The organism is Sphingopyxis sp. (assembly GCF_036261875.1).
Classification (GTDB): domain Bacteria; phylum Pseudomonadota; class Alphaproteobacteria; order Sphingomonadales; family Sphingomonadaceae; genus Sphingopyxis.
In genome coordinates, this window is sequence record NZ_DATAJZ010000007.1 from 216,809 (window position 1) to 239,660 (window position 22,852).

Below are 22,852 nucleotides of genomic sequence, written 5' to 3' on the forward strand. Positions count from 1 at the left end.
CAAGAAGCGCCGCCCCTCTTTCGTCACCTGCGGACGAGCCACGTGACTCGTTCGCCTTGATCCGGCATCCATGGGACTCAGAGCAATTGGGGGTTTATTAAACCGTTACCGTGGTTTCGGCATTCATCAGGCACCCATATTGTCAGTGGATTTCAGTTCCGCCTGTGCCTTCTTCAGTGCATCTTATTTTTATAGAGCCCAAGCGAATTTCTTTTCCCTTAACATAAGCTCTGACTTTAACGTAGCCTCGCTTTGATATTACAAACGGCGATATCCGAAAATGCATCAAGTGTGCTCGATATTGAGCATTTGGATCTATGTCCTCAGGGTCTACTTCTTCTAGACGATCAGGAGGGAGGTCGACGTCGACCGCTACATCTCCATTATCACCATCTCCCGGCACAAATACTTTAATGTTAACCAGTGAGACTGGGTCTGCAATCGGCTCCAAATAAGTGATAGCTAACGCAAATTTTGGAATGACTGCAGGAAACGCTCCATGCAAAATCATGTCTCCAAAATAGACGCCGACATAAGTCTTTTTTCCATCTAGCTCATCCCGAATGTCATCGCAAAAGATGGTGGTTCCGTAGGGTGATTTCATCTGAACGAGAACTCTATCTCTGGCTTTGAGTACACCGACCCGCCAATGATTTTTCCCTTTGAAATGGGGTCCATCTCTACCGTTTTTGTATCATATATTCTAACCAGATCGCGGAAATTTTCGTTGTCGTCGTTGCACACGCTCATGAAATTTGGTGCGATTTCCTCCACCGGGTCTGCGCAAAAATCGCGTGGATCAAAATCTGTAGCCCACAAAATGTCCGAAACCGTCCGAACGGTTAGATTGCGCGAGGTGCCGTTGAGCGCACGAGTGAGCGCGCTACGATGCCAGCCCAACTTGTCAGAAATGGACTTCATTGTCTCGCCACGCTGCCGTCTATACTCCACGGCATCGTTCAAAGCTTCGATGATTCTGGAGGCGAGTCGTGCAAAAGCTGCACCTCTTGAATCAACTAATGGCTGGGAAGATTTCAAATCGTTCACCACTGACAAATCCTAATTTTAACTCGCGCCGTTCTTCAACGGCTTGCTGGCCCAAGTGACGATCTTTCGGAGCGCCGGGAGCCGCTATCACTGACTTAAATTCGCCAACCGTCAAAACCATGCAATGTGGCTCATCCGCCCAGCCGTAAAGACGCAAATCCGGCGTCTTCAGTCGCCAGATTCCTTCGCCGGTCGGTGGATCGCAACGAGCTAAGCCGCTAGACAGCGGGCGGCCGGAAATAAAATCCGCGAATGCAATATTCAGCTGTTCGGGAATCGAAGCGAGCGAACGAGTGCTGGGCGACTGGCAAATGTCTCTGCACCATTTTTCAAACCTCTTTGTCCAAAAAAGTCGTCGGTTTCGTTGATCCCGAGGGCCAAGAATCACGCCTACCGGCGAGATTTGCCCTTGCTGTATAAGGCTATGTAGGCGCGTAGACATATATGTCAACAAAGGTTGCGAGAGGATTAATCCTCACGCAGCTTTTCGAAATATCCGAAAAACGGCGGTGAATAACAGCCAATTGTGAAATTTCGGAGCATTGAGCCGGTCGTTCGCCCGCAAAAAATCACGACCCTCTAAGCAGGCTGCAAAGGAAAGATTCAGGTGCTTTGCTCCTTTCAAACCGAAAACCCGCCTGAGTTGCGCCGGTTCGATCCCGCCGCCAGCACCTTCTTGCCCGTCGGGGTCAGGGCCCATTTTGCGCCCTGCTGCACGACCAGCCCCAGCGCGGCGAGTTCGTCGCGGATGGGGTCGGTGGGGAGTTGGGGGCGGCGGTTGGAGAGGCCTTCGAGGGTGGCGCGCTGGGGTTGGCTGAGGATCAGCAGTTTCTGTTTTTTCTTGTCGGTCATTCGGGTGGCCTTTTGACTCTGTTCCTGCGCGGGGTAGGTAAGCGGTTCTGCCCTCCCCGCTGCGACTAGCGAACAAGTTCGCAAGTCTCGTGGTCGGAGCCACGGGTCTCCGACCACCCCCTCCCGCTTGCGGGAGGGGGGTGAGTGCGCGTTTATTCCGCGGCGATGCCGGCAGCCTTGAACATATCCTCGCCGTCGCTTTCGGCGTCGCTCGCCGGCGCGGCGTCGTCGTTCGCCTTTGCCTTCTTGCGGCTGTCGAAGCTCGACCAGACGGTGTTCCAGTCGCCGCGGGTCGCGGCCTTGCTGTATTCGGTGGCGCGGGTTTCGAAGAAGTTCGCGTGCTCGACGCCGTTCAGCAGCGGGGCGAGCCAGGGGAGGGGGTGTTCGTCGATCATGTAGATCGGCTGGAAGCCGAGCTGCCCCAGGCGCCAGTCGGCGATGTAGCGGATGTAGCGCTTGATCTCCTTCGGCGTCATGCCGGGGACCGGGCCTTGCTCGAAGGCGAGGTCGATGAACGCATCCTCGAGCCGCACCGTCTTCTGGCAGCAGTCGATGATGTCTTCCTTCACCGCCTTGGTCAGGCAGTCGCGTTCCTTGACGAAGGCGTGGAACAGGCGGGTGATGCCCTCGCAGTGCAGGCTCTCGTCGCGGATCGACCAGCTGATGATCTGGCCCATGCCCTTCATCTTGTTGAAGCGCGGGAAGTTCATCAGCATCGCGAAGCTGGCGAAAAGCTGCAGCCCCTCGGTAAAGCCGCCGAACATCGCAAGGGTGCGCGCGATATCCTCGTCATTGTCGACGCCGAAGGTGCCCATATAGTCGTGCTTGGCGCGCATCTCGTCATATTCGAGGAACATGCCATATTCGCTTTCGGGCATCCCGATCGTGTCGAGCAGGTGCGAATAGGCCGCGATGTGGACCGTTTCCATGTTGCTGAACGCGGTCAGCATCATCTTGATCTCGGTCGGCTTGAACACGCGGCCGTATTTGTCGTGGTAGCAGTCCTGCACCTCGATATCGGCCTGGGTGAAGAAGCGGAAGATTTGCGTCAGCAGGTTGCGTTCGTGGTCGCTGATCTTCTGCGCCCAGTCGCGGCAATCCTCGCCCAGCGGCACTTCCTCGGGCACCCAGTGGATCTGCTGCTGGCGCTTCCAGAACTCGAACGCCCACGGATATTCGAAGGGCTTGTAGGTCTTGCGGGCTTCGAGAAGGGACATGGGGAACTCCGGATCAGTCGAATTGGAAGAAGTTGAGAAGGATGAGGAGCAGGCCCCCCACGATCAGCAGCGGCCCCGTGTAGCGCCAGACGAAGCTGCCCGACGGCGGGCCTTGCAACTGGCGCTTCGATGCGAGGTTGAGGAGGCCGAGCAGCATGAACAGCGCGCCGGGCAGAATGAGGCGCAGAGTGTGAACCGCGGTCATGGTGCCTTCACCCTCCTGTCCTGCGCGATCACTGGCACGCCAGACACTCGTCGTAATCGGTGCTTTCGGCGCTGAGTTCGAATTTCGGCGCTTCGGCGGTGTTGTCGGCCTCGACCCCGCCTGCGAAGCCGGCGCGCTGGACCGATTTCGAGCGGAGATAATAGAGCGATTTGATGCCGAGCTCCCACGCGCGGTAGTGGAGCATGAGCAGGTCCCATTTCTCGACGTCCGCCGGGATGAACAGGTTCAGCGACGCCGCCTGGTCGATATAGGGGGTGCGGTCGGCGGCGAGTTCGAGCAGCCAGCGCTGGTCGATCTCGAAGCTGGTCTTGTAACAGTCCTTCTCGTCCTGGGTCAGGAAGTCGAGGTGCTGGACGCTGCCGCCGCGTTCGAGGATCGAGTTCCACACCGCGTCGCTGTTCTTCGCCTTGTCGACGAGCAAAGCCTCGAGGTGCGGGTTGCGGATCGAGAAGCTGCCCGACAGCGTCTTGTGGGTATAGATGTTCGCGGGGATCGGCTCGATGCACGCGCTGGTGCCGCCGCAGATGATCGAGATCGACGCGGTCGGCGCGATCGCCATCTTGCAGCTGAAGCGCTCCATCACGCCCTGATCGGCGGCGTCGGGGCAGGGGCCGCGTTCCTTGGCGAGCAGCATCGACGCCTGGTCGACCTGCGCGCGGATATGCTTGAAGACGCGCAGGTTCGACGATTTCGCCATCGCGCCCTCGAACGGCAGGCCGCGCGCCTGGAGGAAGCTGTGGAAGCCCATGACGCCGAGGCCGACCGAGCGTTCGCGGCTGGCGCTATATTTGGCGCGCGCCATTTCGGGCGGGGCGCGATCGATATAGTCCTGGAGGACGTTGTCGAGCATCCGCATGACGTCCTCGATGAACTGCTTGTCGCCGTTCCACTCGTCCCAGGTTTCGAGGTTGAGCGACGAGAGGCAGCAGACCGCGGTGCGATCGTTGCCGAGATGGTCGCGGCCGGTCGGCAGGGTGATTTCCGAGCAGAGGTTCGAGGTCGAGACCTTGAGCCCGAGGTCGCGATGATGCTTGGGCATCATGCGGTTCACCTGGTCGATGAAGATGATGTAGGGCTCGCCGGTCGCAAGCCGCGTCTCGACGAGCTTCTGGAACAGGCTGCGCGCGTCGACGGTGCCGCGGACGCTCTGGTCCTTGGGGCTGCGCAGGTTGAATTCGGCGCCGTCGCGGACGGCCTCCATGAACTCGTCGGTGATCAGGACGCCGTGGTGGAGGTTGAGCGCCTTGCGGTTGAAGTCGCCCGAGGGCTTGCGGACCTCGAGGAACTCCTCGATCTCGGGGTGCGAGATGTCGAGGTAGCAGGCGGCCGAGCCGCGGCGGAGCGACCCTTGGCTGATGGCGAGGGTGAGCGAATCCATCACGCGGACGAAGGGGATGATGCCGCTCGTCTTGCCGTTGAGGCCGACGGGTTCGCCGATGCCGCGCACCGCGCCCCAATAGGTGCCGATGCCGCCGCCGCGCGAGGCGAGCCAGACATTCTCGTTCCAGGTGCCGACGATGCCCTCGAGGCTGTCGTCGACCGAGTTGAGGTAGCAGGAAATGGGCAGGCCGCGGCCGGTGCCGCCGTTCGAGAGCACCGGGGTCGCGGGCATGAACCAGAGCTTCGAGATATAGTCGTAGAGGCGCTGGGCGTGGTCGGCGTCGTCGGCATAGGCCGAGGCGACGCGCGCGAAGAGATCCTGATAGGATTCGCCGGGGAGGAGATAGCGGTCGCGTAGCGTTTCCTTGCCGAAATCGGTGAGCAGCGAATCGCGGCCGGCGTCGGTCGTGATGGCGAATCGGCGGGCGTGGACCTTGGGCTCGCCGCTGTCGTTCAGCTTGGCGGTCTCGGGAACCGTTTCGCCCCCCGATTCGCCCTTTGCTTCGGAGGCCGCCGGAGCGTCATTCTTTGCCAGTTCCATCGTCGCCACGTCGCTCGTCTCCACCCGTTCCGTCTCGCGAAAATCCATCTAACTCGTCCCCGTTCTGCCTATGCGCCGCGGCGCATATGTTCCTGTCTTGTTCGACTCAGGGCGAAGCCCCGATCCTAGCATCTAAACGCGTCCCCGGGGCACTTATTTTCGGCGCAAGAAGGGTTTTCCCGGGCCCATGCGTCATGGGCGACGGAAATCCGCCACTTTCGGCCTGATACTATTTATTGGGGTGCCCCCGTGGCTGACCCACCACCCATAGTGCCACGTCGGCGCGCCGATGCAAGACGGTAAATGACAGATTGAGGACTCAACTCGTCGATAATTTGATTCGGTTCACCGCGCGCCGGACGCGCCTTATGGCAATGCGCCGCGCTTTTCCTAGGGGTTCGCGGGCGAGGGGTCGGCGAGCCTTAAAATGCCGCCATGGAAGTCGTGGGGCCAGCGCGGGTCAGGGCAAAGAAAAAGGGCCCCGGACATGTCCGGAGCCCTTTTCTGATTTTGTATGTCCCAGTTAGGCCGAGCCGCCACCGCTAACGGTGCCGCCGCCGCCCAAGAGTCTAATGAACCAACCCATGTCAGATCTCCTGTTGGCACTGCCCACGAAGAACAGTTAACGGAGCATATACCTTAATAGATAAGGTAAATCGAGTCTTAACTATAATTGCGCAGAGGTGATTGCTGCCAATCTGGCAGCTAAGCGGTGCGGCTGTGGGGGGAAGCGGAGAGGCTGTTCACCAGTTCGGAAAATAGCTGGGGCTTTCCAAGCAGATATCCCTGACCGACATCGCAGCCCAATTGGCCCAGAAGCGCGAGCGTCGGCGCGTCTTCGATGCCTTCGGCGACCGCGACGGCGCCCAGACGATGCGCGAGATCGATCGTCGATTTGACGACTTCGAGGTTCCGCTGCGAATCGCGCATGGTCATGACGAATCGCTTGTCGATCTTGATCTCGTCGGCCTCGATCTCGGTCAGATATTCGAGATTCGACTGGCCGGTGCCATAATCGTCGATCGACAGGCGGATGCCGGCGCGGCGGAGCTGCGCGAGCGTCTGCTTCGCCTGGCGGCTGTTCTCGATCTGCGCGGTTTCGGTGATCTCGATCGTCAGTTTTTCGGCGGGCAGATGGTGCGCGGTCAACATGACGCGGATCGTCCCGACGAGGTCGCTGTGGTCGAGCAGGGTCGCCGACAGGTTGACCGACATATGGATGTCGAACCCGCGCTGATGGAGCTCGGCCGCCGAGCGAACCGCCTGGTCCATCACGAACAGGGTGAGGCGATAGATGTCCTGGCTCTTTTCGGCCTGGACGATGAACTCGTCGGGCGGAATCGGACCGCGCGTCGGATGCGTCCAGCGCGCCAGCGCCTCGACCCCGACAAGCTCTTTCGTCGCGATCCCGTACTGCGGCTGGAAGGCGACCCAGATGTCGCCGCCCGACAATGCGTCCTCGAGCTGCGAATGGAAGGACAATTGCCAGCCCGCGTCGTCCTTTTGCCGCGGCGTATATTTGGTCCACAGCGACCGGGTGCGGATCGACTTTTCGGCGGCGACGAGCGCGGCGGCAAGGCGCTGGGCGTTCGAACCCTCGAACTCGTCGTTGACCCCGAAGGCGATAGCGACGTCGACGCGAAGCTCGCCGATCGTCAGCGGCGCGTTGAACAGTGCGGCAAGCCCCGCGAGCTGCCCCTCGATCTGGCTGTGCTGATAATAGGGAACGAGCCAGGCGAAGGTGCCGTCGAGATCGTGATGCAGCACCGTACCCTGCGATGCGAGCTGAAGGCGGCGGGTGACCTGCTCGATCAGCAAACCGATGCCGTCGCCGGGGATGAAGGCGGCGAGATCCTCGAAATTGACGACCTTTGCCGCGATCACGGTCGCGCTGCCGAAGGGCGCCTGCGAGCGCAGCGCCTCGAAATTGGGAAGGCCCGAGACGGGGTTTTCGCGCTGCGCCGAATTGCGGCGGTTGGTGCGCGAGACATTGGCGCCGATGACCGTCAGATAGAGAAGGCTCACGCCGACCGAGGCGGTGACGAGCTGCGTGGCGAGCAATAGCTTGACCGCGATCAGCAAGGCCGTCGTGCCGAGTGCGACGAGGCCGAAGCTGCGGCCGCGGTTCCCGAACAGCCACGGCATCATGGCGAGGATGACGAGCCCCAGCGGGAGCAGCCAGCCGAGATTGACGGGATCGCCCCGGCGCAGCGTCTCGCCCGCGACGAGATGAATATAGGCGCCGGGAGTCAGGTTATGACCCGGCAGATAATGGCTGTCGAAAAGGCGCGAGGCGGTCGGTGCGAAGATGACGTCCTTGCCGGCAAGCTCGCGGGCGCCGACCTTGCCTTTGATGACGTCGATCGCGCTATACTGCTTGATGCTTTCGATCCGGTACGAAAAGTCGATGCGGAACACGCCAGGGCTGCTCGCGCGCTTGTTCGCCAGCACGGCGGCGAAGCTGGGCAGCAAATGTCCTTCGGCCTCGTACATCAGGGGGATGTCCCACACCTGCCAAAACTCGTTATCCCACGCGATGCTGGCCTGTGTCGCCTGCTTGCCGAACGAGGGGTCGGGGAAGATGGTGACGGCCTGGCTGGTGCCGGGGACCGAGCGCGTCGGCACGGCCAGGACGGCGCGCGGCCCCATCGCGCGGACCGCGGCGGTGATGCTTTCGAGCCCGCCGTAATTGTCGTGGCGCTGATAGTCGAAATCGATGAACAGCCGCTTGGCGCCCGCCCGGTCGACCGCGCGGATCAGCGCGGCGTGGTCACGGCGCGAAAATTCGCCGCCGCGCGATGCGCCGAGCGTGCGGTCGTCGATGCCGACGACGACGATGTCGCCCGATACGTCGCGATAGGCGAACCGGCTGGTGATGCTGGCGATCAGGCGATCGGGCACTTCGCCCGCCCCGCTGAAGCCCACGAAGATGCACAGCAGAAGCGACAGCGCGAGCGTCCGCCAACTGACGATCATCTTCTGTCCGAGCTTGGGCACGCAGGTCTCCGGCAATTGCCGGATGCACCTATCCCGATTTGGTTATCATTGCGTTAATCATGGGTGCGGCCTCGTCCCCTCGCATCGTGCGAGAGGGCGAGGATTTCCGCGGGATTCACGCGATCGCAGGCAGCGGCGCGAGCGCCGCGTCGCCGGCGAGCGCCGAGGCGGCGAGGCCGACGGCTGCTGGGACGATCTGTTCGAGATAGAAGCGCGTCGAGGCGATCTTTGCCTCGAGGAAGGCGGTATCGCCTTCGCCCGCGTCGAGTGCGGCGCGCGCGGCGCGATTCTGCAGCGCCATCAGCCAGCCGCAGGTGGCGGTCGCGAGCATGGTGAGATAGGGGTAGCTGCCCGCGAGCCGGTCGGGCGTCGAGGCCTGTTCGAGCCAGTCGGTGACGTGGCGGCAGGTCTCGGCGAGCTCGGCGAGCTGCGGGAAATCAGCGGCGCCGCGCGCGATGTCGTCGATCAGCGCGCGCACCCCGTCGCCGCCCGCGAGGCCGAGCTTGCGCCCGACGAGGTCGGCGGCCTGGATGCCATTGGTGCCTTCGTAAATCGGCGCGATGCGCGCGTCGCGATAATGCTGCGCGGCGCCCGTCTCCTCGATGAAGCCCATGCCGCCGTGGACCTGGACGCCGAGGCTCGCGACCTCGCAGCCGATGTCGGTCGCGTGCGCCTTGGCGAGCGGAATGAGGACGTCGGCACGCAGCTTTGCCGCCTCGTCCCCGAGCTTGCCGAAATCGGTCTGCGCCGACGCATAATAGATCAGCGCGCGCGCGGCCTCGGTCTGCGCGCGCATCCGCCACAGCATCCGTTTGACGTCGGGATGATGTTCGATCGTCACGGGGGTGCGGTCGGGCGAGCCCGCGAGCGACGACTGGACGCGCTCGGCGGCGTAGCGCTGCGCCTGCTGGGTCGCGCGCTCGGCGATCTGGACGCCCTGGCAGCCGACCATCAGCCGGGCGTTGTTCATCATCACGAACATCGCCTTCATGCCGCCCATCTCGTCGCCGACGATCTCGCCCAGGCAATCCTCGCCCTCGCCATAGACCATCACCGCGGTCGGCGAGCCGTGGATGCCGAGCTTGTGCTCGATCGAGGCGCAATGGACGCCGTTGCTGATCGTCGGATTGCCATCGGCGTCGAGGCGGTATTTGGGGACGAGGAAGAGCGAGATGCCGCGCGTTCCCTCGCTTGCGCCGGGGGTGCGGGCGAGGACGAGGTGGACGATATTGTCGGTGAGGTCGTGCTCGCCGAAGGTGATGAAGATCTTCTGGCCCTTGATCCTGTAGAGTCCGGCGTGCTCGCCTTCGGTGACCTTTTCGGCGGTCGAGCGGAGCGCGCCGACGTCGCTGCCGGCGCTCGGCTCGGTCAGGTTCATCGTGCCGTTCCACGCGCCGGTGATCAGCTTGGGGAGCCAGGTCCGGCGCTGCTCCTCGGTGCCATAGGCCATCAGCGCGTGGATCGCGCCGGGGGTCAGGATATTGCAGAGGGTAAAGCCCATGTCGGCGGTGCCGAGCGCCTCGATCACCACCGTTGCGAGCGTGAAGGGCAGGTCCTGCCCGCCATATTCGCCGGGGCCGTCGAGGCTGCCCCAGCCCGCCTCGACGAACTGCTGGTAAGCCTCCTTGAAGCCCGGGGGCATGGTGACCTTGCCATCCTGCCATTTCGGGTTCTGCGTGTCGCCGACGCGATTGAGCGGGGCGTAAACCTCTGCCGCGAAATCGCCGACGCCGGTGACGATCGCCTCGACCATGTCGGGGGTCGCGGCGGCATATTTCTCGTGCGTCGCCATCGCGTCGATGCGCGCGATGTGACCGAGGACGAAAAGCTGTTCGGTGGTGGGCGGCGTATAGGTCATGGGGTGCCGACTTTCCTGGTGATTCCGTTGCAGGCGGCGCTATAGCGCGGCATGGCCGAGGGTCAAACGAACGAACCCGCCGGGACCGAAATCCGTCCCTATGGCGCCGACGCGATTTCGCGCGCGGCGGCCTGCATCGCGCGCGGGCTGCCGGTCGCGGTGCCGACCGAGACGGTCTACGGCCTCGCCGCCGACGCGCGCGACTCGGCGGCGGTCGCGCGCATCTATGCCGCGAAGGGGCGGCCCGATTTCAACCCGCTGATCGTCCATGTGCCGTCGCTGGCGGCGGCCGAGAAGCTGGGCGTGTTCGGCGAAGCGGAGCGGGCGCTCGCCGCGGCTTTCTGGCCGGGGCCGCTGACGCTGGTCGTGCCGCGCACCCATGATTGCCCGGTGGCGAACATCGCGACCGCGGGGCTCGCCACGATCGCGCTGCGCGTGCCGGGGCACCGCGCGATGCAGGCGCTGCTCGAGGCGACCGGCGCGCCGCTCGCCGCGCCGAGCGCCAATGCGAGCGGGCGGATCAGCCCGACCAGGGCGGAGCATGTGCTGGCCAGCCTCGACGGGCGGATCGCGCTGGTGATCGACGACGGCGCCACGACGGCGGGGGTCGAGTCGACGATCGCGCGCGTGGCGGACGGGGCGGTGCAGATATTGCGGCCGGGGCCGGTGACCGCGGCGATGCTGGCGGAAGCTTCGGGGCTGGCGGTGACGGGCCGCGCGGGCGCCGACGTCGTCGCGCCGGGGATGCTCGCGAGCCATTATGCGCCGGGCAAGCCGGTGCGGCTGAACGCCGCCGGGTTCGAGGCCGATGAGTTCGGGATCGGGTTCGGCGGGCTCGCGGGCGACTATCAGCTCAGCGCCGAGGGTAATGCGGCCGAGGCGGCGGCGCGGCTGTTCGACGCGCTGCACGCGGGCGCGGCGAGCGAAAAGCCGAAGATCGCGGTGGCGGCGATCCCCGACGCGGGGCTGGGCGCTGCGATCAACGACCGGCTCGCGCGCGCGGCGGTGTGATTTTTTGGTTCGCACGAAGACACAAAGACACGAAGAGGTCGTGATTTGCCGCGAAGCGGCTTTCCCTTTCGACGCCGCGTAAGGCGCGGCCATGATGAGAAAAGGGCCTATCGGCCCAGACGGTCTTCTTCGTGTCTTTGTGTCCTCGTGCGAACAAATTTCTAAGCCGCCGCCGGTTCCACCGGGTCGCCGTGCGGGGTCTTGCGGGCGACGATCAGGCAGGCGGCGACGATCAGCAGCGCGCCCGCGATCGTCGGCCAGGTGACCGGCTCGTTGTAGAAGATCCAGCCGAAGCTCATCGCCCAGAGGAAGCCGGTATATTCGGTCGTCGCGAGAATCTGCGCCTCGGCGCGGGCATAGGCCCAGCTCAGGAGCAGCAGCGAGATCGTCGCGAGCGTCGCGGCGCCGAGAATATGCGGGGCGTGGCCTGTGTCGGGCATCACGGCGAACCACGGCGCGCCGATCGCGAGGAACAGGGTGACGAACAGGTTCTGGAAGAAGGCGATCTCCATCGGCCCCGCCATCTTCGCCTGCCGCCGCGCGAGGATGAGGTTGTAGGCATAGAAGACCGCCGACAGGAATACCGCGCCGACCGCCCACAAGGCTTCGGGCGCATAATCGCCGCCGCCAAGCTTGCCCGCGACGATGACGACCACGCCGCAAAGCCCGAGCAGCGAGGCGGCGATCGAGCGCGAGCCGATCGTTTCGCCCAAAAAGATCGCGGCCATGTAAAGCGTCAGCAGCGGCGCGACGAAGGCGAGCGCGATCGCTTCGGCCATCGGCAGCCGCGCGAGTGCCCAGAAGAAGGTGATCGCCATCCCCGCGACGAACAGCGCGCGCCACGCGTGGATGCGCATCGTCGGCGCGTCGGGCATCGCGGGGCGCACCGCGAAATAGAGCGCCCCGCTGAGCAGCGCGCCCGCGCCGGTGCGCCAGAACACGGCGTTATAGGCGCCGATGCCGATCGACAGCCCCTTCATCAGCACGTCCATCGCCGAATAGGTCGCGATCCCCGCGCAGGCGACGAGGAAGGGGATCAGCGGGGAGGGCGAATCGGGGCGCATGGGTGGGGCTGTAGCGGGCCGGAGAGGCATTCGTCCCGATCGATCTTGTTCTCGTCAACGGAATGGCGGTTTGCGGTCGGAAGTCGACCTTCAACTTCGTCATCCCGGACTTGATCCGGGATCCATTCTCTCAGCGCCGGATGAATGGATCCCGGATCAAGTCCGGGATGACGAAAGAAAAGAACGTCCGTTCCCTACCCCAAGGCTGCCTCCCGGGGGTGGCAACCGATGGAAACGGCAGACGGTATCCGCGGTCAATCGATCCCGTCGGTCCGCCGGATGAAGTCGGCGACGTCGCTGTGCATCTCGCCGAGCAGCGCGGGGTTCACGTAAACCATGTGACCCGAGCTATAATATTTATAGGCGATGTTTGCCTGAAGCTCCTCCGGAACGGGCAGATGACGCAGTTCGTAGCGGCCCGCGAAATAGGGGGTCGAGACGTCGAAATAGCCGCCGGTGACGAGCAGCTTCATCTTCGGATTCTGCTTCATCGCGACCGCGAGGTCGGGGAGCACGTTCGGAAGCGCGATCAGCGCGCGGTCGGCGCCGGGCGGGCGGTGCTTGTAGTCCCAGCTTCCATAGACATCGAGCCCGCCCTCATAATGCGTTCCCGCGCCATAACCCAAGGTGCCGCGAACATAGTCGTTGAAGGCAGCGGTATAGGCCGCGCCGATCGCGCTGCCCTGCGGATCGTTCGACGCGACCTTGCTCAGGGGGTCGAGCGTTGCGCCGGTGAAGCGCGTGTCGAGCGTTCCCGTGGTCAGCCCCTTGTCGGCGAGCAGCTCCTTTTGCAGCGCGCCATATTCGATGCGGAGGTTGGTCTTGAGAAGATAATCGACGGGGAGGCCGGTATAGGCGTGGAGCCGTGCCGCGACCGCCTGCCGCTCGGTATCGGTGAGCTCGTTGCCCTTCATCAGCGCGAGCGTGTAGTCGCTGGTCGCGAAAGTCTCGGCCTCGGCGAGCCACGAGGCGAGGTCGTGGCCCGCGCCGGCGCGCTTGTGATACCAGGCGGTCGCGGCATAGGTCGGGAGCGACACCACATAAGGTAGGTCGACCCCCGGATTAAGCTGCGGATCGTCGGGGATCAGGTCCCAGTTCAATATGTCCGAAAGCAGGATCACGCCATTGAGGTCGATGTCCTGTCGTTGCAGCGCGAGCGTCATCCCCGCGGCGCGCATCGTCCCATAGCTTTCGCCATAAAGATATTTGGGCGATTTCCAGCGGCCGTATTTCGACAGGAAATCGCGCACGAAGATCGTGAAGGCGTGGATGTCCTGATCGACGCCGAACCACGCCTTGTCCTTGTCCTTGCCCGCGACGCGGCTGAAGCCGGTGCCGGGGGCATCGACGAAGACGAGGTCGGAAACGTCGAGCAGGCTCTGGTCGTTGGCGACGGTGCGATAGGGGGCGCTGCCGTGCGCCAGATCGGGCGTCTCGACGCGTACCGGGCCGTAAGCGCCCATGTGGAGCCACAGCGTCGGCGAACCGGGGCCGCCGTTGAACAGGAAGGTGACCGGACGGCTGTCGGCGGGTGCGCCTTCCTTGAAATAGGCGGTGTAGAACATCGAGGCTTCGGAGTTCGGGACGTCCTCGGCGGCGTCCTTATCCCGCTTGCGTTCGATCGGAACGGTGTCGTCCCAGCCCTTCGGGTGGATGACGAGCGTGCCCGCGACCGCGCGATAGGGGATGGCGGTGCCGCCGACGGTCACCGAGCCGCGGCTTTCGACCTCGGTGGGGGCGAACATCGGTGCGTCGGGGACGGGCTTTTCGGTCGCGGGGCGCGCTTCCTTTGATTGCGCGGTGGCGCAGCCGGCGAGAGCGAAGGCGAGGGTGGCGGCGGTGATGAATTTCATGCGATCGATCTCATCTTCATTGAATCGTCATTGCGAGCGGAGCGAAGCAATCCAGGGTGGCTTATGCCCGCTCTGGATTGCCACGCGGCTTCGCCGCTCGCAATGACGGGGTCTGTCAAAAGCGCGCCTGCCCGGCGCCGTCGATGTTGAGTTTCTGTCCCGAGCAATAGGGGTTGGCGTCCGACACGAACCAGAGCACCGCCGCGGCGACATCGTCGGGGGTGGAAACGCGGCCGAACGGGAATCGCGCGTCGAGATCGTGGATGTCGCCGCCGGTGATCGCGCGCGCGAGGCGTTCGCCCATGTCGCTGACGGTCAGCGACGGCGCGACGATGTTGACGCGGACGCCGTTTCGGACCTCTTCCTTGGCGAGGGTGAGCGCCAGCGCTTCGCCCGCCGCCTTCGCCATATTATAGGGCGCGCCGTTCGCGGCGTGGCCGAGCGTCGCGACGCTCGAGATGACGATGATGTCGCTGCGATCATGTTGGCGAAGCTGCGGCAGGCAGAGACGCGACAGGCGGTGCGCGCCCACGGCGTGGATCGCGAGCAATTTCTCGACCTCGGCGGCGTCGGTGTCGGCGACGGCCTTGCCGCGGCTGGCGACGCCCGCATTGTTGATCAGGATCGACAGCGGGCCGAAGTCGGCCGCGATCGCGGCGATCATCGCGGCGGAGGCGTCCTCGTCGGCGACCGAGGCCTGATAGGCCTTGGCCTTGCGGCCGAGCGCAGCGATGGCGGCGACGGTTTCAGCGGCGGCTTCGCCATCGCGGGTGTAATTGACCGCGATGTCGGCGCCTGCCTTCGCCAGTGCGAGCGCAATGCCGCGGCCGATGCCGCGCGACGCGCCAGTGACGAGCGCGGTGCGGCCCGTGAGATTCAAATCGGTCATTACTCTTCCTCTTCCATCAGTTCGGCATAGATTTCATCGTCGCTGCGGCTTGCGGCATTGCGCCATTTGGGCGCCGCCTTGCGGTTGAGGACATGGCCGTCGGTGTCGAGGATCGCGACCGTCGGAGTGCCCTTGATACGGAAATGAAAGCGCTTCGGCACCTCGGGGTGCCGGACGAGGCCGGCGTGCGGCATCCCGATGTCGGCGAAGACGATCTCGTAGCGGTCGCGCACCGGTGCGAAACGGGCGGTCGCAATCAGATTGGCAAGCCAGGCGCTGTCGTGACAGCTGTTGGTGCCCATGACGAGCAGGACATGCTTCCCCGAGCCTTCGGCCGCGGCGAGCGCGGCGTCGATTGCCTTCATGGCATCCGCATCGGGATCGAAGACGTCGGTCCTGTAGGGCTCGGCGACGCCGGCCATCGGGCGGGCTTCGCCTGCCGCAGCAGCGGCGGGCAGAAGCAGGAAGGCGGCAAGGGGGAACGCGATGAGGCGGGTCATGGCGGCACGATAGGTTTTGCATGACGTTTCCGTCAACGTCAGTTAGCTTCGCGCCCATGAGCTGGAAAAAAGAAGTGGGCGAACTTGCCGCGCGGCGGGCGATGGCCGAGAAGATGGGCGGGGCCGAGAAGGTCGCGCGGCAGCATGGGCGCGGCAAGATGGACGCGCGGGCGCGGCTCGCGGCGATCGTCGATCCGGGGAGCTTTCGCGAGATTGGCAAGATCGCGGGGCGGGGGAGCTACGGCCCCGATGGCGAGCTCGAAGATCTGGCCGCGTCGAACTTCATCTTCGGGCGCGCGAATATCGACGGGCGGCCGGTCGTCGCCTCGGCCGACGATTTCACCGTGCGCGGCGGTGCGGCCGATGCGGCGCTGCACCGCAAATTCATCCAGTGCGAGGCGATGGCGCACGAATATCGCCTGCCGCTGATCCGCATGATCGACGGCACCGGCGGCGGCGGGTCGGTCAAGACGCTCGAGGATATGGGCTATACCTATATCCCGCACGTGCCGGGGTGGCACGAGATCATCGCCAATCTCGACGCGGTGCCGGTCGTCGCGCTGGCGCTCGGGCCGACCGCGGGGCTGGGCGCGGCGCGCGTTGTGGCGAGCCATTACAGCATCATGGTGCGCGGGCTGTCGCAGCTGTTCGCGGCAGGGCCGGCGGTCGCGGCGGCGATCGGCGACACGCTCGACCGCGAGGAATTGGGTGGGACCGACGTCCATACGCGCAACGGCGTCGTCGACGACGAGGTGGCGAGCGAGGCCAAGGCGTTCGCGGCGGCGCGGCGCTTTCTCTCCTACCTGCCGTCGTCGATCCACGACCGCGCGGCGCGGACGGCGTGCAGCGATCCCGTGGGGCGGCGCGAGGAGGCCTTGCTGTCGGTCGTGCCGCGCGAGGCGAAGCAGGTCTATTCGATGCGGCGCATCGCGAATGCCGTGTTCGATGTGGGCAGTGTCTTCGAGATGGGGTCGCGCTGGGGGCGGGCGGCGATCACCGCCTTTGCGCGGCTCGATGGGTATCCGGTCGCGGTGCTCGCGAGCGACCCCTCTTTTTTGGGCGGGTCGTGGGACGCGAAGACGAGCGAGAAGGCCGAGCGCTTCGTCAAGCTGGCCGACCAGTTCCGGCTGCCGATCGTCCATCTCGTCGACAATCCCGGCTTCATGATCGGCGGCGAGGCCGAGCGGACGGGGACGATCCGCTATGGCGTGCAGGCGATGAACGCCATCTATCGCGCGACCGTGCCGCTGGCGTCGGTGGTGGTGCGGCGGGCTTACGGGATCGCGGGGAGCGCGATGTCGAACGCCGAGCGTTTCCAGTATCGCTTCGCCTGGCCCTCGGGCGACTGGGGCAGCCTGCCGATCGAGGGCGGGGTCGAGGTCGCCTACAAGAGCGAACTCGAAGCCGCCGCAGACCCGGCGGCGCATCTGGAGGCGATCCGGGAGCGGCTCAATCGCGTGCGCTCGCCGTTCCGCACGGCGGAGAAATTCGGGGTCGAGGATATTATCGACCCGCGGGATACGCGGCCGCTGCTGTGCGAGTTTGCGGAATTGGCGTGGCGGGTTGTTGGATAGCCACCCTTTTCGTCATCCCGGCGAAGGCCGGGATCTCGTCCTTGCATCATACCGCACCGGCGAGATCCCGGCCTTCGCCGGGATGACGAAAGAGAGGGTTTAACGGTCCAGCCCCGGCCGATACCGCCTACTCCCGCGCAGCACAGCGCCGCTGGCCATCTCGACATCGAAATCGCCGCTCTTCAGCGTGACGACGCGGCGCACCGCGTCGCGGCGGACGACGCGGCTGCGGTGGATGCGGACGAAGCCGGCGGCGGCGAGCTCGCTTTCGATCGCGGTCAGCGTCGCGCGGTGGAGCAAAGTCTGGCCGCGCCACGCGATCTCGACATAATTGGCGGCGGCGGCGACATGCTCGATCTCGCCGACCGGCAGATGGTGCGTGACCGCGCCGTCGCCGACCGCGAGCGTCGCGGGCCGCGGCGCTGCGGCGGGCGGCGCGGCGTAGCGCGCGACGAGCCACTGGACGAGGAAGAGGATGAAGACGAGCTCGGCATAGGCCGAGACGTCCTTGCGCAATTCATAGAGGATCGGCGAGCCGTCGGGCGCGGTGAAATGATAGGTGAGCCCCATCAGCCGCCAGAGCGCGGCGCGGAAAGTGACCATCAGCGCGATATGGCCGAGCGACACCGGGATCGTGAGCAGCGCGTGGATCGCGACTGCCCACGGCAGGGCGACGCGCGGCGGGCGGATGCGCCGCACCGCGAACCAGCAGGGGATCATCACCACCGCCCAGGCGATCAGGCTGCTGCCCTCCAGCATCCAGGCGATGGTCGGCGAGACGATCACGCCCGCGCCCTCGCGGTCGGCGATGTAGGAATAGACGTTGGCGGCGATGCGGATGAGCCCGAACAGGAAGACCGCGCTCAGCAGCAGCGCGGTGAGCGCGCGGGCGCTGAGCCCGCCAGTGGGGCCGCTCGTCCCGGCTGCGCCGCCGCTTGTCCCTCGCGCTTCTTCGTCCGTCACATGGGCTCCGCTTCTCGTCCCGCCGGGATCGCCCGCCGGCCGCTTTCCCGATTAGCGGCAGCGGCACGAACCGGCAAAGGAGTTTCGCCGCGATGGACATGAAGCGACATTATGGAATGGACTGGCTCAGGATCGGCGCCTTCGCGCTGCTGATCCTCTATCATATCGGCATGTATTTCGTGCCCTGGGGGTGGCACGTCAAAACGCCGCGGCCGATGGACTGGGTGGAAATTCCGATGCTGGCGACGAATAGCTGGCGGTTGCCTCTGCTCTTCCTCGTCTCGGGCTATGCGAGCGCGGCGCTGTTCGCGAAGCTCGGCGTGCCGGGCGCTTTCCTGCGTTTGCGCGCCGCGCGGCTGCTGATCCCGCTCGCCTTCGGCATGATCGTCGTTATCCCGGTGCAGCCGTGGATCGAACTGACGACGCAGCACGGCTATGCGGCGAGTTTCCTGCATTTCTGGGCCCATGATTATTTCCGCTTCGGCACGCTCGACGGGATCGTGCTGCCGACGTGGCAGCATCTGTGGTTCGTCGTCTATCTCTTCGTCTATACGCTGCTCGCGGTCGCGGTTCTGGCGGCAGTGCCCGAAAAGGCGCGGAGCCGGGTCGCCGACGGCGCCGCGCGGCTGCTCGGCGGCTGGGGAATGCTGGCGGTGCCGCTCGCGGCGTGGCTCGCCATCCTGTTCGCCTTTCCCGGCTATCGCGAAACCCATGCGCTGTTCGACGACGGGCCGAACCATCTTCACTATCTGGTGCCCTTCTTCATCGGCTGGCTGCTGCGCGCGCGCCCGGCGCTGTTCGCAGCGGTCGCGCGCTGCTGGCCCGCCGCGGCGGTGGCGGCGATCGCGGCCTATGCCACTGTCGCCTGGGCGGTGGCGAGTGCGCCGGGCGAGGGGCCGTCCGCGGGAATCGTCACGCCCGTCATGGTGCTGCGGCTGGTCCAGGGCTGGGCGGCGATCGTCGCGCTGGTCGGGATCGCCGACCGCTTCTGGAACCGCGATCACCGGTGGCGCGCCACGCTCGCCGAGGCGGTGTTTCCCTTTTACATCATCCATCAGACGATCATCGTTCTGGTGGGATATGGACTGCTGCTCGCGGGCGTGGCGGCGCTGCCGTCCTTTGCGATGCTGCTCGCGGCGACCGTCATCGGATGCTGGCTTTTCTATGCGATCGGGCGCAGCATCGGCTGGCTGCGGCCGCTGATCGGACTGCAGAAACGATAGGAGGCGGTCATGGCGGCAGTGAAAGCGATCATGACGATCGTCGGGGTCGCGGCGATCCTGATGGGCGGTCTGTGGATGCTGCAGGGATTGGACATCGTGCACTGGCCCGAAAGCAGCTTCATGCTCGGCGACCGGGTGTGGACGCGCAATGGGGCGGTGCTGGCGGTGGCCGGTATCCTGCTCGTCTGGTTCGGGCGGAAGCGCTAGACGGCGGCGAGCGCCCCGAGCGCGTCGCCATCGACGCGCATTCCCGTCCATTCGTCCATCATCCGCGCACCGAGGCTCTTGTAAAAGCCGATCGACGGCGCGTTCCAGTCGAGCACCGACCATTCGAGCCGCGCGCAATCGCGTTCGACGCAGAGCCCCGCGAGATGCGCGAGCAGCGCCTTGCCGAGCCCCGATCCGCGCGCTTCGGGGCGGACGAACAGATCCTCGAGATAGAGTCCCGGGCGCCCCTCGAAGGTCGAGAAATTGTGGAAGAAGAGCGCGAAGCCCTGCGGCGCGCCGTCGATCTCGCCGATGACGACCTCGGCATAGGGGCGTTCCCCGAACAGTTTCCGGCCGAGTTTCGCCTCGTCGAACCGCACCTCGTGCGCGAGCTTTTCATAATCGGCGAGGTCGCGGATGAACTGCGCGATCAAGGGCAGGTCGGCGGGCGTGGCGGGGCGGATGGAGAGGGTCATGGACGCGCTTTGTCCAGTCGGATGCGCGCTGTCAAATGCGCTTTCGAATGCGCAGGATCGCAAGCGCGGCGATGACGAGCGCGGGCTGGCCGATCACGCCCGGCGCGTCGGCCCAGAAGGTCGCGGGGCCGCAGATGCCCGCCGCCACCTCGTAGATGTGGAGCGCGCCGTGCAGGGCGAGCCAGAGCCCGCCGACGACCGCGGCGCGCCAGCGGACGACGGGGTTTGCGGTCGCATAGAGCAGGATCAGGCCCGACCCCAGATAGGCGAGGCCGATATCGCGGATGAAATGCGCGTTCGGCGGGCCGGTCGTGACGACGGTGGGGATGAACACATACCAGTCGAGCGGGCGGACGAGCATGAAGACGCCGTTGGCGATCGTCGTGACCGCGGCCACGAGCAGCAGGAGTTGGACGAGACGATCGAGCGTGTCGGGTTTATCGGTCATGGCGGGGGCTCCTGCGATGCCGAGGATGCTAGCCTTCGCCGACGGCGATGAAAAGGCGATGGCGCGTGTGGATCGGATGCCAGCTAGCGGCCGTTTCCCGTCATCCCGGCCTTCGCCGGGATGACGAGCGTGGTTAGTCGATGACGGCTCCCCACCCCGAACCGGACGTGTCCGGCCGTTGCCCCGCGTCAGTGCCTCACGCCGCCTTGCCGTGGAGCGTGTCCATGCTCACCGCGCTGCCCGCGTCGATCTCCGCCGCCTTGGCTTCGACGAGCTTCACGATATGCGCGATCATGTCGGCGTCCTCGACATGGTGGTCGGTGACGCCCGAGAGGTAGACCATATGCTTGCCGTTGCCGCCGCCGGTGATGCCGATGTCGGTTTCGCGCGCCTCGCCGGGGCCATTGACGACGCAGCCGAGGACCGAGAGCGACATCGGGGTCTTGATGTGCTGGAGCGCATCCTCGAGCGCCTGGACGGTGCGGATGACGTCGAAGCCCTGCCGTGCGCAGCTCGGGCAGGAGACGACGCGGACGCCGCGGGTGCGGAGGCCCAGCGTCTTCAATATCTCGTAGCCGACGCGCACCTCCTCCTCGGGCTCGGCCGAGAGGCTGACGCGGATCGTGTCGCCGATCCCGGCCCACAGCAGGTTGCCGATGCCGAGCGCCGACTTGACGGTGCCGCCGATCAACCCGCCCGCCTCGGTGATGCCGAGGTGCAGCGGGCAGTCGACCGCGTCGGCGAGCTGCATGTAGGAAGCGACCGCGAGGAAGACGTCGCTCGCCTTCACCGCGACCTTATAGTCGTGGAAATCATGGTCCTGGAGCAGCTTGATATGATCGAGCGCGCTTTCGACGAGTGCCTCGGGACAGGGCTCGCCATATTTTTCGAGCAGATCCTTTTCGAGGCTGCCCGCGTTGACGCCGATGCGGATCGCGCAGCCGTTCGCCTTGGCGGCGCGCACCACTTCGCCGACGCGCTCCGACGAGCCGATGTTGCCGGGGTTGATGCGCAGGCACGCGGCGCCGGCGTCGGCGGCTTCGAGCGCGCGCTTGTAGTGGAAATGGATGTCGGCGATGATCGGAATGCGCGCGGCGCGGACGATGGCCCCAAGCGCCGCGGTGCTGTCGGTATCGGGGCAGGAGACGCGGATCAGATCGGCGCCCGCATCCTCGCAGCGGCGAATCTGGTCGATCGTCGCCACCGGATCGGCGGTCGGCGTGTTCGTCATCGTCTGGACCGTGATCGGCGCGCCGCCGCCGACGGGGACGGTGCCGACCATGATCTGGCGGCTCGTCCGCCGCGCGATGTCGCGCCAGGGGCGCAGGCCAGGATTGTGATCGCTCATCGATTCAGGCTCGATACCAAGGAAGAAACCGGGCGCTCTTTAGCCTTCCGGCGCCGACTTGGCAAAGCGCAAGCGTGAAACGAATGGCTGTTGCGCGAAAGACACAGGCCGTCTTTCAATCGCGACATACACGCAATTTTCATTTGTGCGTTGCAACAACATCGGCAATTTTCCGCCCGTTCGTGGTATCAGGCCCGGTCAGAGGCATGGACGTGCAGGGCAGGCGGGACGATCCGGTAGCCATCAACGAGGGGGATCAACCCATGAAGTTTCTCGGCAAAGCCTGTTTCGGCATGCTGCTCGCGGCATCGGCGATGTCGACTCCGGCCTTTGCGCAGGATGACGAAAACAAGGTCGGTCCGTTCACCCTGTCGGGCGGCGTCGATATCGTGTCCGACTATCGCTATCGCGGCATTTCGCTGTCGAACGAGAAGGTCGAGATCCAGCCCAGCCTGACGCTGACCCACGACAGCGGCTTCTATGTCGGCACATGGGGATCGGGGCTTCCGAACAGCCCGCTTTACGGCAAGTTCGAGCTCGATCTGATCGCGGGCTTTTCGACCGAGGTCGCGCCGGGAACGACGATCGACCTCAACACCACCTATTATGCCTATCCGGGGCATCATAAGGGTGCGGGGCCCGCCGACTATGTCGAGGTCATCGGCTCGCTGTCGCACGATATCGGCCCGCTTTCGGCGACCGGCCTCGTCGCTTATGCCCCCAGCCAGAAATCGCTGGGAAGCGAAGACAACCTCTATCTGAACCTCGGCCTCGGCTTCGGGATTCCGAACACGCCGGTCACGCTGAATGCCGGGCTCGGCTATACCGACGGGTCGCTGGGCACCGCGGCGGCCGACGGCAATTATCTCGACTGGTCGATCGGCGCGTCCTACAGCGCCGGGCCCGCGACGCTGTCGGTCGCCTATATCGATACCGACATCAAAAAGACGGGCGTCAAGGCCGACGACACGCTTTACGATCCGACCGTGGTCTTCACGCTGGGCGTGGCTTTCTAAGCCCCCGGCAGGTCAGCGACCACGCGCTTGGGAGGGGGCGGCTTTCGGGGGAAGGCCGTCCCCTTTTTTATGGGTGGCGGTTGGACGAAAGCCGTGCTCCCGCCTTCGCGGGAACGCGCAGATTTTTTCCCCGAAATCCAGGCCGTTCGCGGTATCAAAGTT

Annotated in this window: 22 protein-coding genes; 5 read left to right on the forward strand and 17 right to left on the reverse strand. The window is 64.9% G+C overall.

Features of this window, described 5'->3' with window-relative positions:
- Positions 1–142 precede the first annotated feature (142 nt).
- The 9 genes from VHO04_RS02870 to VHO04_RS02910 all read right to left on the reverse strand — a co-directional run bounded on the left by VHO04_RS02870 (position 143) and on the right by VHO04_RS02910 (position 10,118).
- Positions 143–604 carry a hypothetical protein gene (locus VHO04_RS02870; protein WP_329626948.1) on the reverse strand — a complete coding sequence of 154 codons (462 nt, stop codon included), beginning with the start codon at positions 602–604 and terminating at the stop codon, positions 143–145.
- Positions 601–1,047, reverse strand: coding sequence for a helix-turn-helix transcriptional regulator (locus tag VHO04_RS02875; RefSeq protein WP_329626949.1), 447 nt, complete (start codon positions 1,045–1,047; stop codon positions 601–603). Before VHO04_RS02875 ends, VHO04_RS02870 begins: the two co-directional genes overlap by 4 nt.
- Positions 1,013–1,435: a hypothetical protein gene (locus VHO04_RS02880; protein ID WP_329626950.1), complete on the reverse strand. Its 423-nt coding sequence runs from the start codon at positions 1,433–1,435 to the stop codon at positions 1,013–1,015. Before VHO04_RS02880 ends, VHO04_RS02875 begins: the two co-directional genes overlap by 35 nt.
- Before the next feature lie 233 nt (positions 1,436–1,668).
- Positions 1,669–1,899, reverse strand: a complete 231-nt coding sequence (locus VHO04_RS02885) for a hypothetical protein (RefSeq protein ID WP_329626951.1) — start codon at positions 1,897–1,899, stop codon at positions 1,669–1,671.
- 152 nt (positions 1,900–2,051) lie between these two features.
- Positions 2,052–3,116, reverse strand: coding sequence for a ribonucleotide-diphosphate reductase subunit beta (locus VHO04_RS02890; RefSeq protein ID WP_329626952.1), 1,065 nt, complete (start codon positions 3,114–3,116; stop codon positions 2,052–2,054).
- Between the two features lie 13 nt (positions 3,117–3,129).
- Positions 3,130–3,321, reverse strand: coding sequence for a hypothetical protein (locus tag VHO04_RS02895; protein WP_329626953.1), 192 nt, complete (start codon positions 3,319–3,321; stop codon positions 3,130–3,132).
- A gap of 28 nt (positions 3,322–3,349) precedes the next feature.
- Entirely contained in the window at positions 3,350–5,311 is a 1,962-nt protein-coding gene (locus VHO04_RS02900) for a ribonucleoside-diphosphate reductase subunit alpha (protein WP_329626954.1), read from the reverse strand.
- A gap of 657 nt (positions 5,312–5,968) precedes the next feature.
- A complete protein-coding gene (locus tag VHO04_RS02905) occupies positions 5,969–8,260 on the reverse strand; it encodes an EAL domain-containing protein (protein ID WP_329626955.1) in 2,292 nt (763 codons plus the stop codon).
- A 115-nt stretch (positions 8,261–8,375) separates the two neighbouring features.
- On the reverse strand, positions 8,376–10,118 hold the full coding sequence (locus VHO04_RS02910) for an acyl-CoA dehydrogenase (protein ID WP_329626956.1): 1,743 nt from the start codon (positions 10,116–10,118) through the stop codon (positions 8,376–8,378).
- 51 nt (positions 10,119–10,169) lie between these two features.
- On the opposite strand from VHO04_RS02910, the gene VHO04_RS02915 reads away from it, so the two are divergent.
- A complete protein-coding gene (locus VHO04_RS02915; RefSeq protein WP_329626957.1) occupies positions 10,170–11,129 on the forward strand; it encodes an L-threonylcarbamoyladenylate synthase in 960 nt (319 codons plus the stop codon).
- A gap of 161 nt (positions 11,130–11,290) precedes the next feature.
- On the opposite strand, the gene VHO04_RS02920 is transcribed toward VHO04_RS02915, so the two are convergent.
- From VHO04_RS02920 to VHO04_RS02935, 4 genes are all read right to left on the reverse strand, one after another.
- The gene (locus VHO04_RS02920; RefSeq protein ID WP_329626958.1) at positions 11,291–12,193 is read right to left on the reverse strand and encodes a DMT family transporter; all 903 of its coding nucleotides are present in this window, start codon (positions 12,191–12,193) and stop codon (positions 11,291–11,293) included.
- 254 nt (positions 12,194–12,447) lie between these two features.
- The gene (locus VHO04_RS02925) at positions 12,448–14,046 is read right to left on the reverse strand and encodes a S10 family peptidase (protein WP_329626959.1); all 1,599 of its coding nucleotides are present in this window, start codon (positions 14,044–14,046) and stop codon (positions 12,448–12,450) included.
- Between the two features lie 115 nt (positions 14,047–14,161).
- Entirely contained in the window at positions 14,162–14,935 is a 774-nt protein-coding gene (locus VHO04_RS02930; RefSeq protein ID WP_329626960.1) for an SDR family oxidoreductase, read from the reverse strand.
- Positions 14,935–15,435, reverse strand: a complete 501-nt coding sequence (locus tag VHO04_RS02935; RefSeq protein ID WP_329626961.1) for a thioredoxin family protein — start codon at positions 15,433–15,435, stop codon at positions 14,935–14,937. Before VHO04_RS02935 ends, VHO04_RS02930 begins: the two co-directional genes overlap by 1 nt.
- Before the next feature lie 56 nt (positions 15,436–15,491).
- Here VHO04_RS02935 and VHO04_RS02940 point away from each other — a divergent pair, with 56 nt between their 5' ends.
- Positions 15,492–17,009: an acyl-CoA carboxylase subunit beta gene (locus tag VHO04_RS02940; protein ID WP_329626962.1), complete on the forward strand. Its 1,518-nt coding sequence runs from the start codon at positions 15,492–15,494 to the stop codon at positions 17,007–17,009.
- A gap of 99 nt (positions 17,010–17,108) precedes the next feature.
- Here VHO04_RS02940 and VHO04_RS02945 read toward each other — a convergent pair whose 3' ends face one another.
- Entirely contained in the window at positions 17,109–17,972 is an 864-nt protein-coding gene (locus VHO04_RS02945; protein WP_329626963.1) for a LytTR family DNA-binding domain-containing protein, read from the reverse strand.
- 92 nt (positions 17,973–18,064) lie between these two features.
- On the opposite strand from VHO04_RS02945, the gene VHO04_RS02950 reads away from it, so the two are divergent.
- Both VHO04_RS02950 and VHO04_RS02955 read left to right on the forward strand, forming a co-directional pair.
- Positions 18,065–19,195 (forward strand): acyltransferase family protein, encoded by a 1,131-nt coding sequence (locus VHO04_RS02950; protein WP_414713073.1) that lies wholly within the window; start codon positions 18,065–18,067, stop codon positions 19,193–19,195.
- 9 nt (positions 19,196–19,204) lie between these two features.
- On the forward strand, positions 19,205–19,402 hold the full coding sequence (locus tag VHO04_RS02955) for a hypothetical protein (RefSeq protein WP_329626964.1): 198 nt from the start codon (positions 19,205–19,207) through the stop codon (positions 19,400–19,402).
- Here the strand turns inward: VHO04_RS02955 and VHO04_RS02960 are convergent.
- The 3 genes from VHO04_RS02960 to ispG all read right to left on the reverse strand — a co-directional run bounded on the left by VHO04_RS02960 (position 19,399) and on the right by ispG (position 21,674).
- Entirely contained in the window at positions 19,399–19,878 is a 480-nt protein-coding gene (locus VHO04_RS02960) for a GNAT family N-acetyltransferase (protein ID WP_329626965.1), read from the reverse strand. The genes VHO04_RS02955 and VHO04_RS02960 overlap by 4 nt on opposite strands.
- Before the next feature lie 31 nt (positions 19,879–19,909).
- A complete protein-coding gene (locus VHO04_RS02965; protein ID WP_329626966.1) occupies positions 19,910–20,326 on the reverse strand; it encodes a hypothetical protein in 417 nt (138 codons plus the stop codon).
- 196 nt (positions 20,327–20,522) lie between these two features.
- A complete protein-coding gene (ispG, locus tag VHO04_RS02970) occupies positions 20,523–21,674 on the reverse strand; it encodes a flavodoxin-dependent (E)-4-hydroxy-3-methylbut-2-enyl-diphosphate synthase (RefSeq protein ID WP_297663578.1) in 1,152 nt (383 codons plus the stop codon).
- A gap of 263 nt (positions 21,675–21,937) precedes the next feature.
- Between ispG and VHO04_RS02975 the strand changes: the two genes are divergently transcribed.
- Complete coding sequence (locus VHO04_RS02975) at positions 21,938–22,690, forward strand: TorF family putative porin (protein ID WP_329626967.1); 753 nt, start codon at positions 21,938–21,940, stop codon at positions 22,688–22,690.
- Positions 22,691–22,852: the final 162 nt, after the last annotated feature.

Bases quoted from the DNA above. Each gene is read 5' to 3' on its own strand.
- VHO04_RS02870 (WP_329626948.1), bottom strand. From the start codon at position 604: ATGAAATCACCCTACGGAACCACCATCTTTTGCGATGACATTCGGGAT.
- VHO04_RS02885 (WP_329626951.1), bottom strand. From the start codon at position 1,899: ATGACCGACAAGAAAAAACAGAAACTGCTGATCCTCAGCCAACCCCAG.
- VHO04_RS02890 (WP_329626952.1), bottom strand. From the start codon at position 3,116: ATGTCCCTTCTCGAAGCCCGCAAGACCTACAAGCCCTTCGAATATCCG.
- VHO04_RS02895 (WP_329626953.1), bottom strand. From the start codon at position 3,321: ATGACCGCGGTTCACACTCTGCGCCTCATTCTGCCCGGCGCGCTGTTC.
- VHO04_RS02900 (WP_329626954.1), bottom strand. From the start codon at position 5,311: ATGGATTTTCGCGAGACGGAACGGGTGGAGACGAGCGACGTGGCGACG.
- VHO04_RS02910 (WP_329626956.1), bottom strand. From the start codon at position 10,118: ATGACCTATACGCCGCCCACCACCGAACAGCTTTTCGTCCTCGGTCAC.
- VHO04_RS02915 (WP_329626957.1), top strand. From the start codon at position 10,170: ATGGCCGAGGGTCAAACGAACGAACCCGCCGGGACCGAAATCCGTCCC.
- VHO04_RS02920 (WP_329626958.1), bottom strand. From the start codon at position 12,193: ATGCGCCCCGATTCGCCCTCCCCGCTGATCCCCTTCCTCGTCGCCTGC.
- VHO04_RS02925 (WP_329626959.1), bottom strand. From the start codon at position 14,046: ATGAAATTCATCACCGCCGCCACCCTCGCCTTCGCTCTCGCCGGCTGC.
- VHO04_RS02930 (WP_329626960.1), bottom strand. From the start codon at position 14,935: ATGACCGATTTGAATCTCACGGGCCGCACCGCGCTCGTCACTGGCGCG.
- VHO04_RS02935 (WP_329626961.1), bottom strand. From the start codon at position 15,435: ATGACCCGCCTCATCGCGTTCCCCCTTGCCGCCTTCCTGCTTCTGCCC.
- VHO04_RS02940 (WP_329626962.1), top strand. From the start codon at position 15,492: ATGAGCTGGAAAAAAGAAGTGGGCGAACTTGCCGCGCGGCGGGCGATG.
- VHO04_RS02950 (WP_414713073.1), top strand. From the start codon at position 18,065: ATGGACATGAAGCGACATTATGGAATGGACTGGCTCAGGATCGGCGCC.
- VHO04_RS02955 (WP_329626964.1), top strand. From the start codon at position 19,205: ATGGCGGCAGTGAAAGCGATCATGACGATCGTCGGGGTCGCGGCGATC.
- VHO04_RS02960 (WP_329626965.1), bottom strand. From the start codon at position 19,878: ATGACCCTCTCCATCCGCCCCGCCACGCCCGCCGACCTGCCCTTGATC.
- VHO04_RS02965 (WP_329626966.1), bottom strand. From the start codon at position 20,326: ATGACCGATAAACCCGACACGCTCGATCGTCTCGTCCAACTCCTGCTG.
- ispG (WP_297663578.1), bottom strand. From the start codon at position 21,674: ATGAGCGATCACAATCCTGGCCTGCGCCCCTGGCGCGACATCGCGCGG.
- VHO04_RS02975 (WP_329626967.1), top strand. From the start codon at position 21,938: ATGAAGTTTCTCGGCAAAGCCTGTTTCGGCATGCTGCTCGCGGCATCG.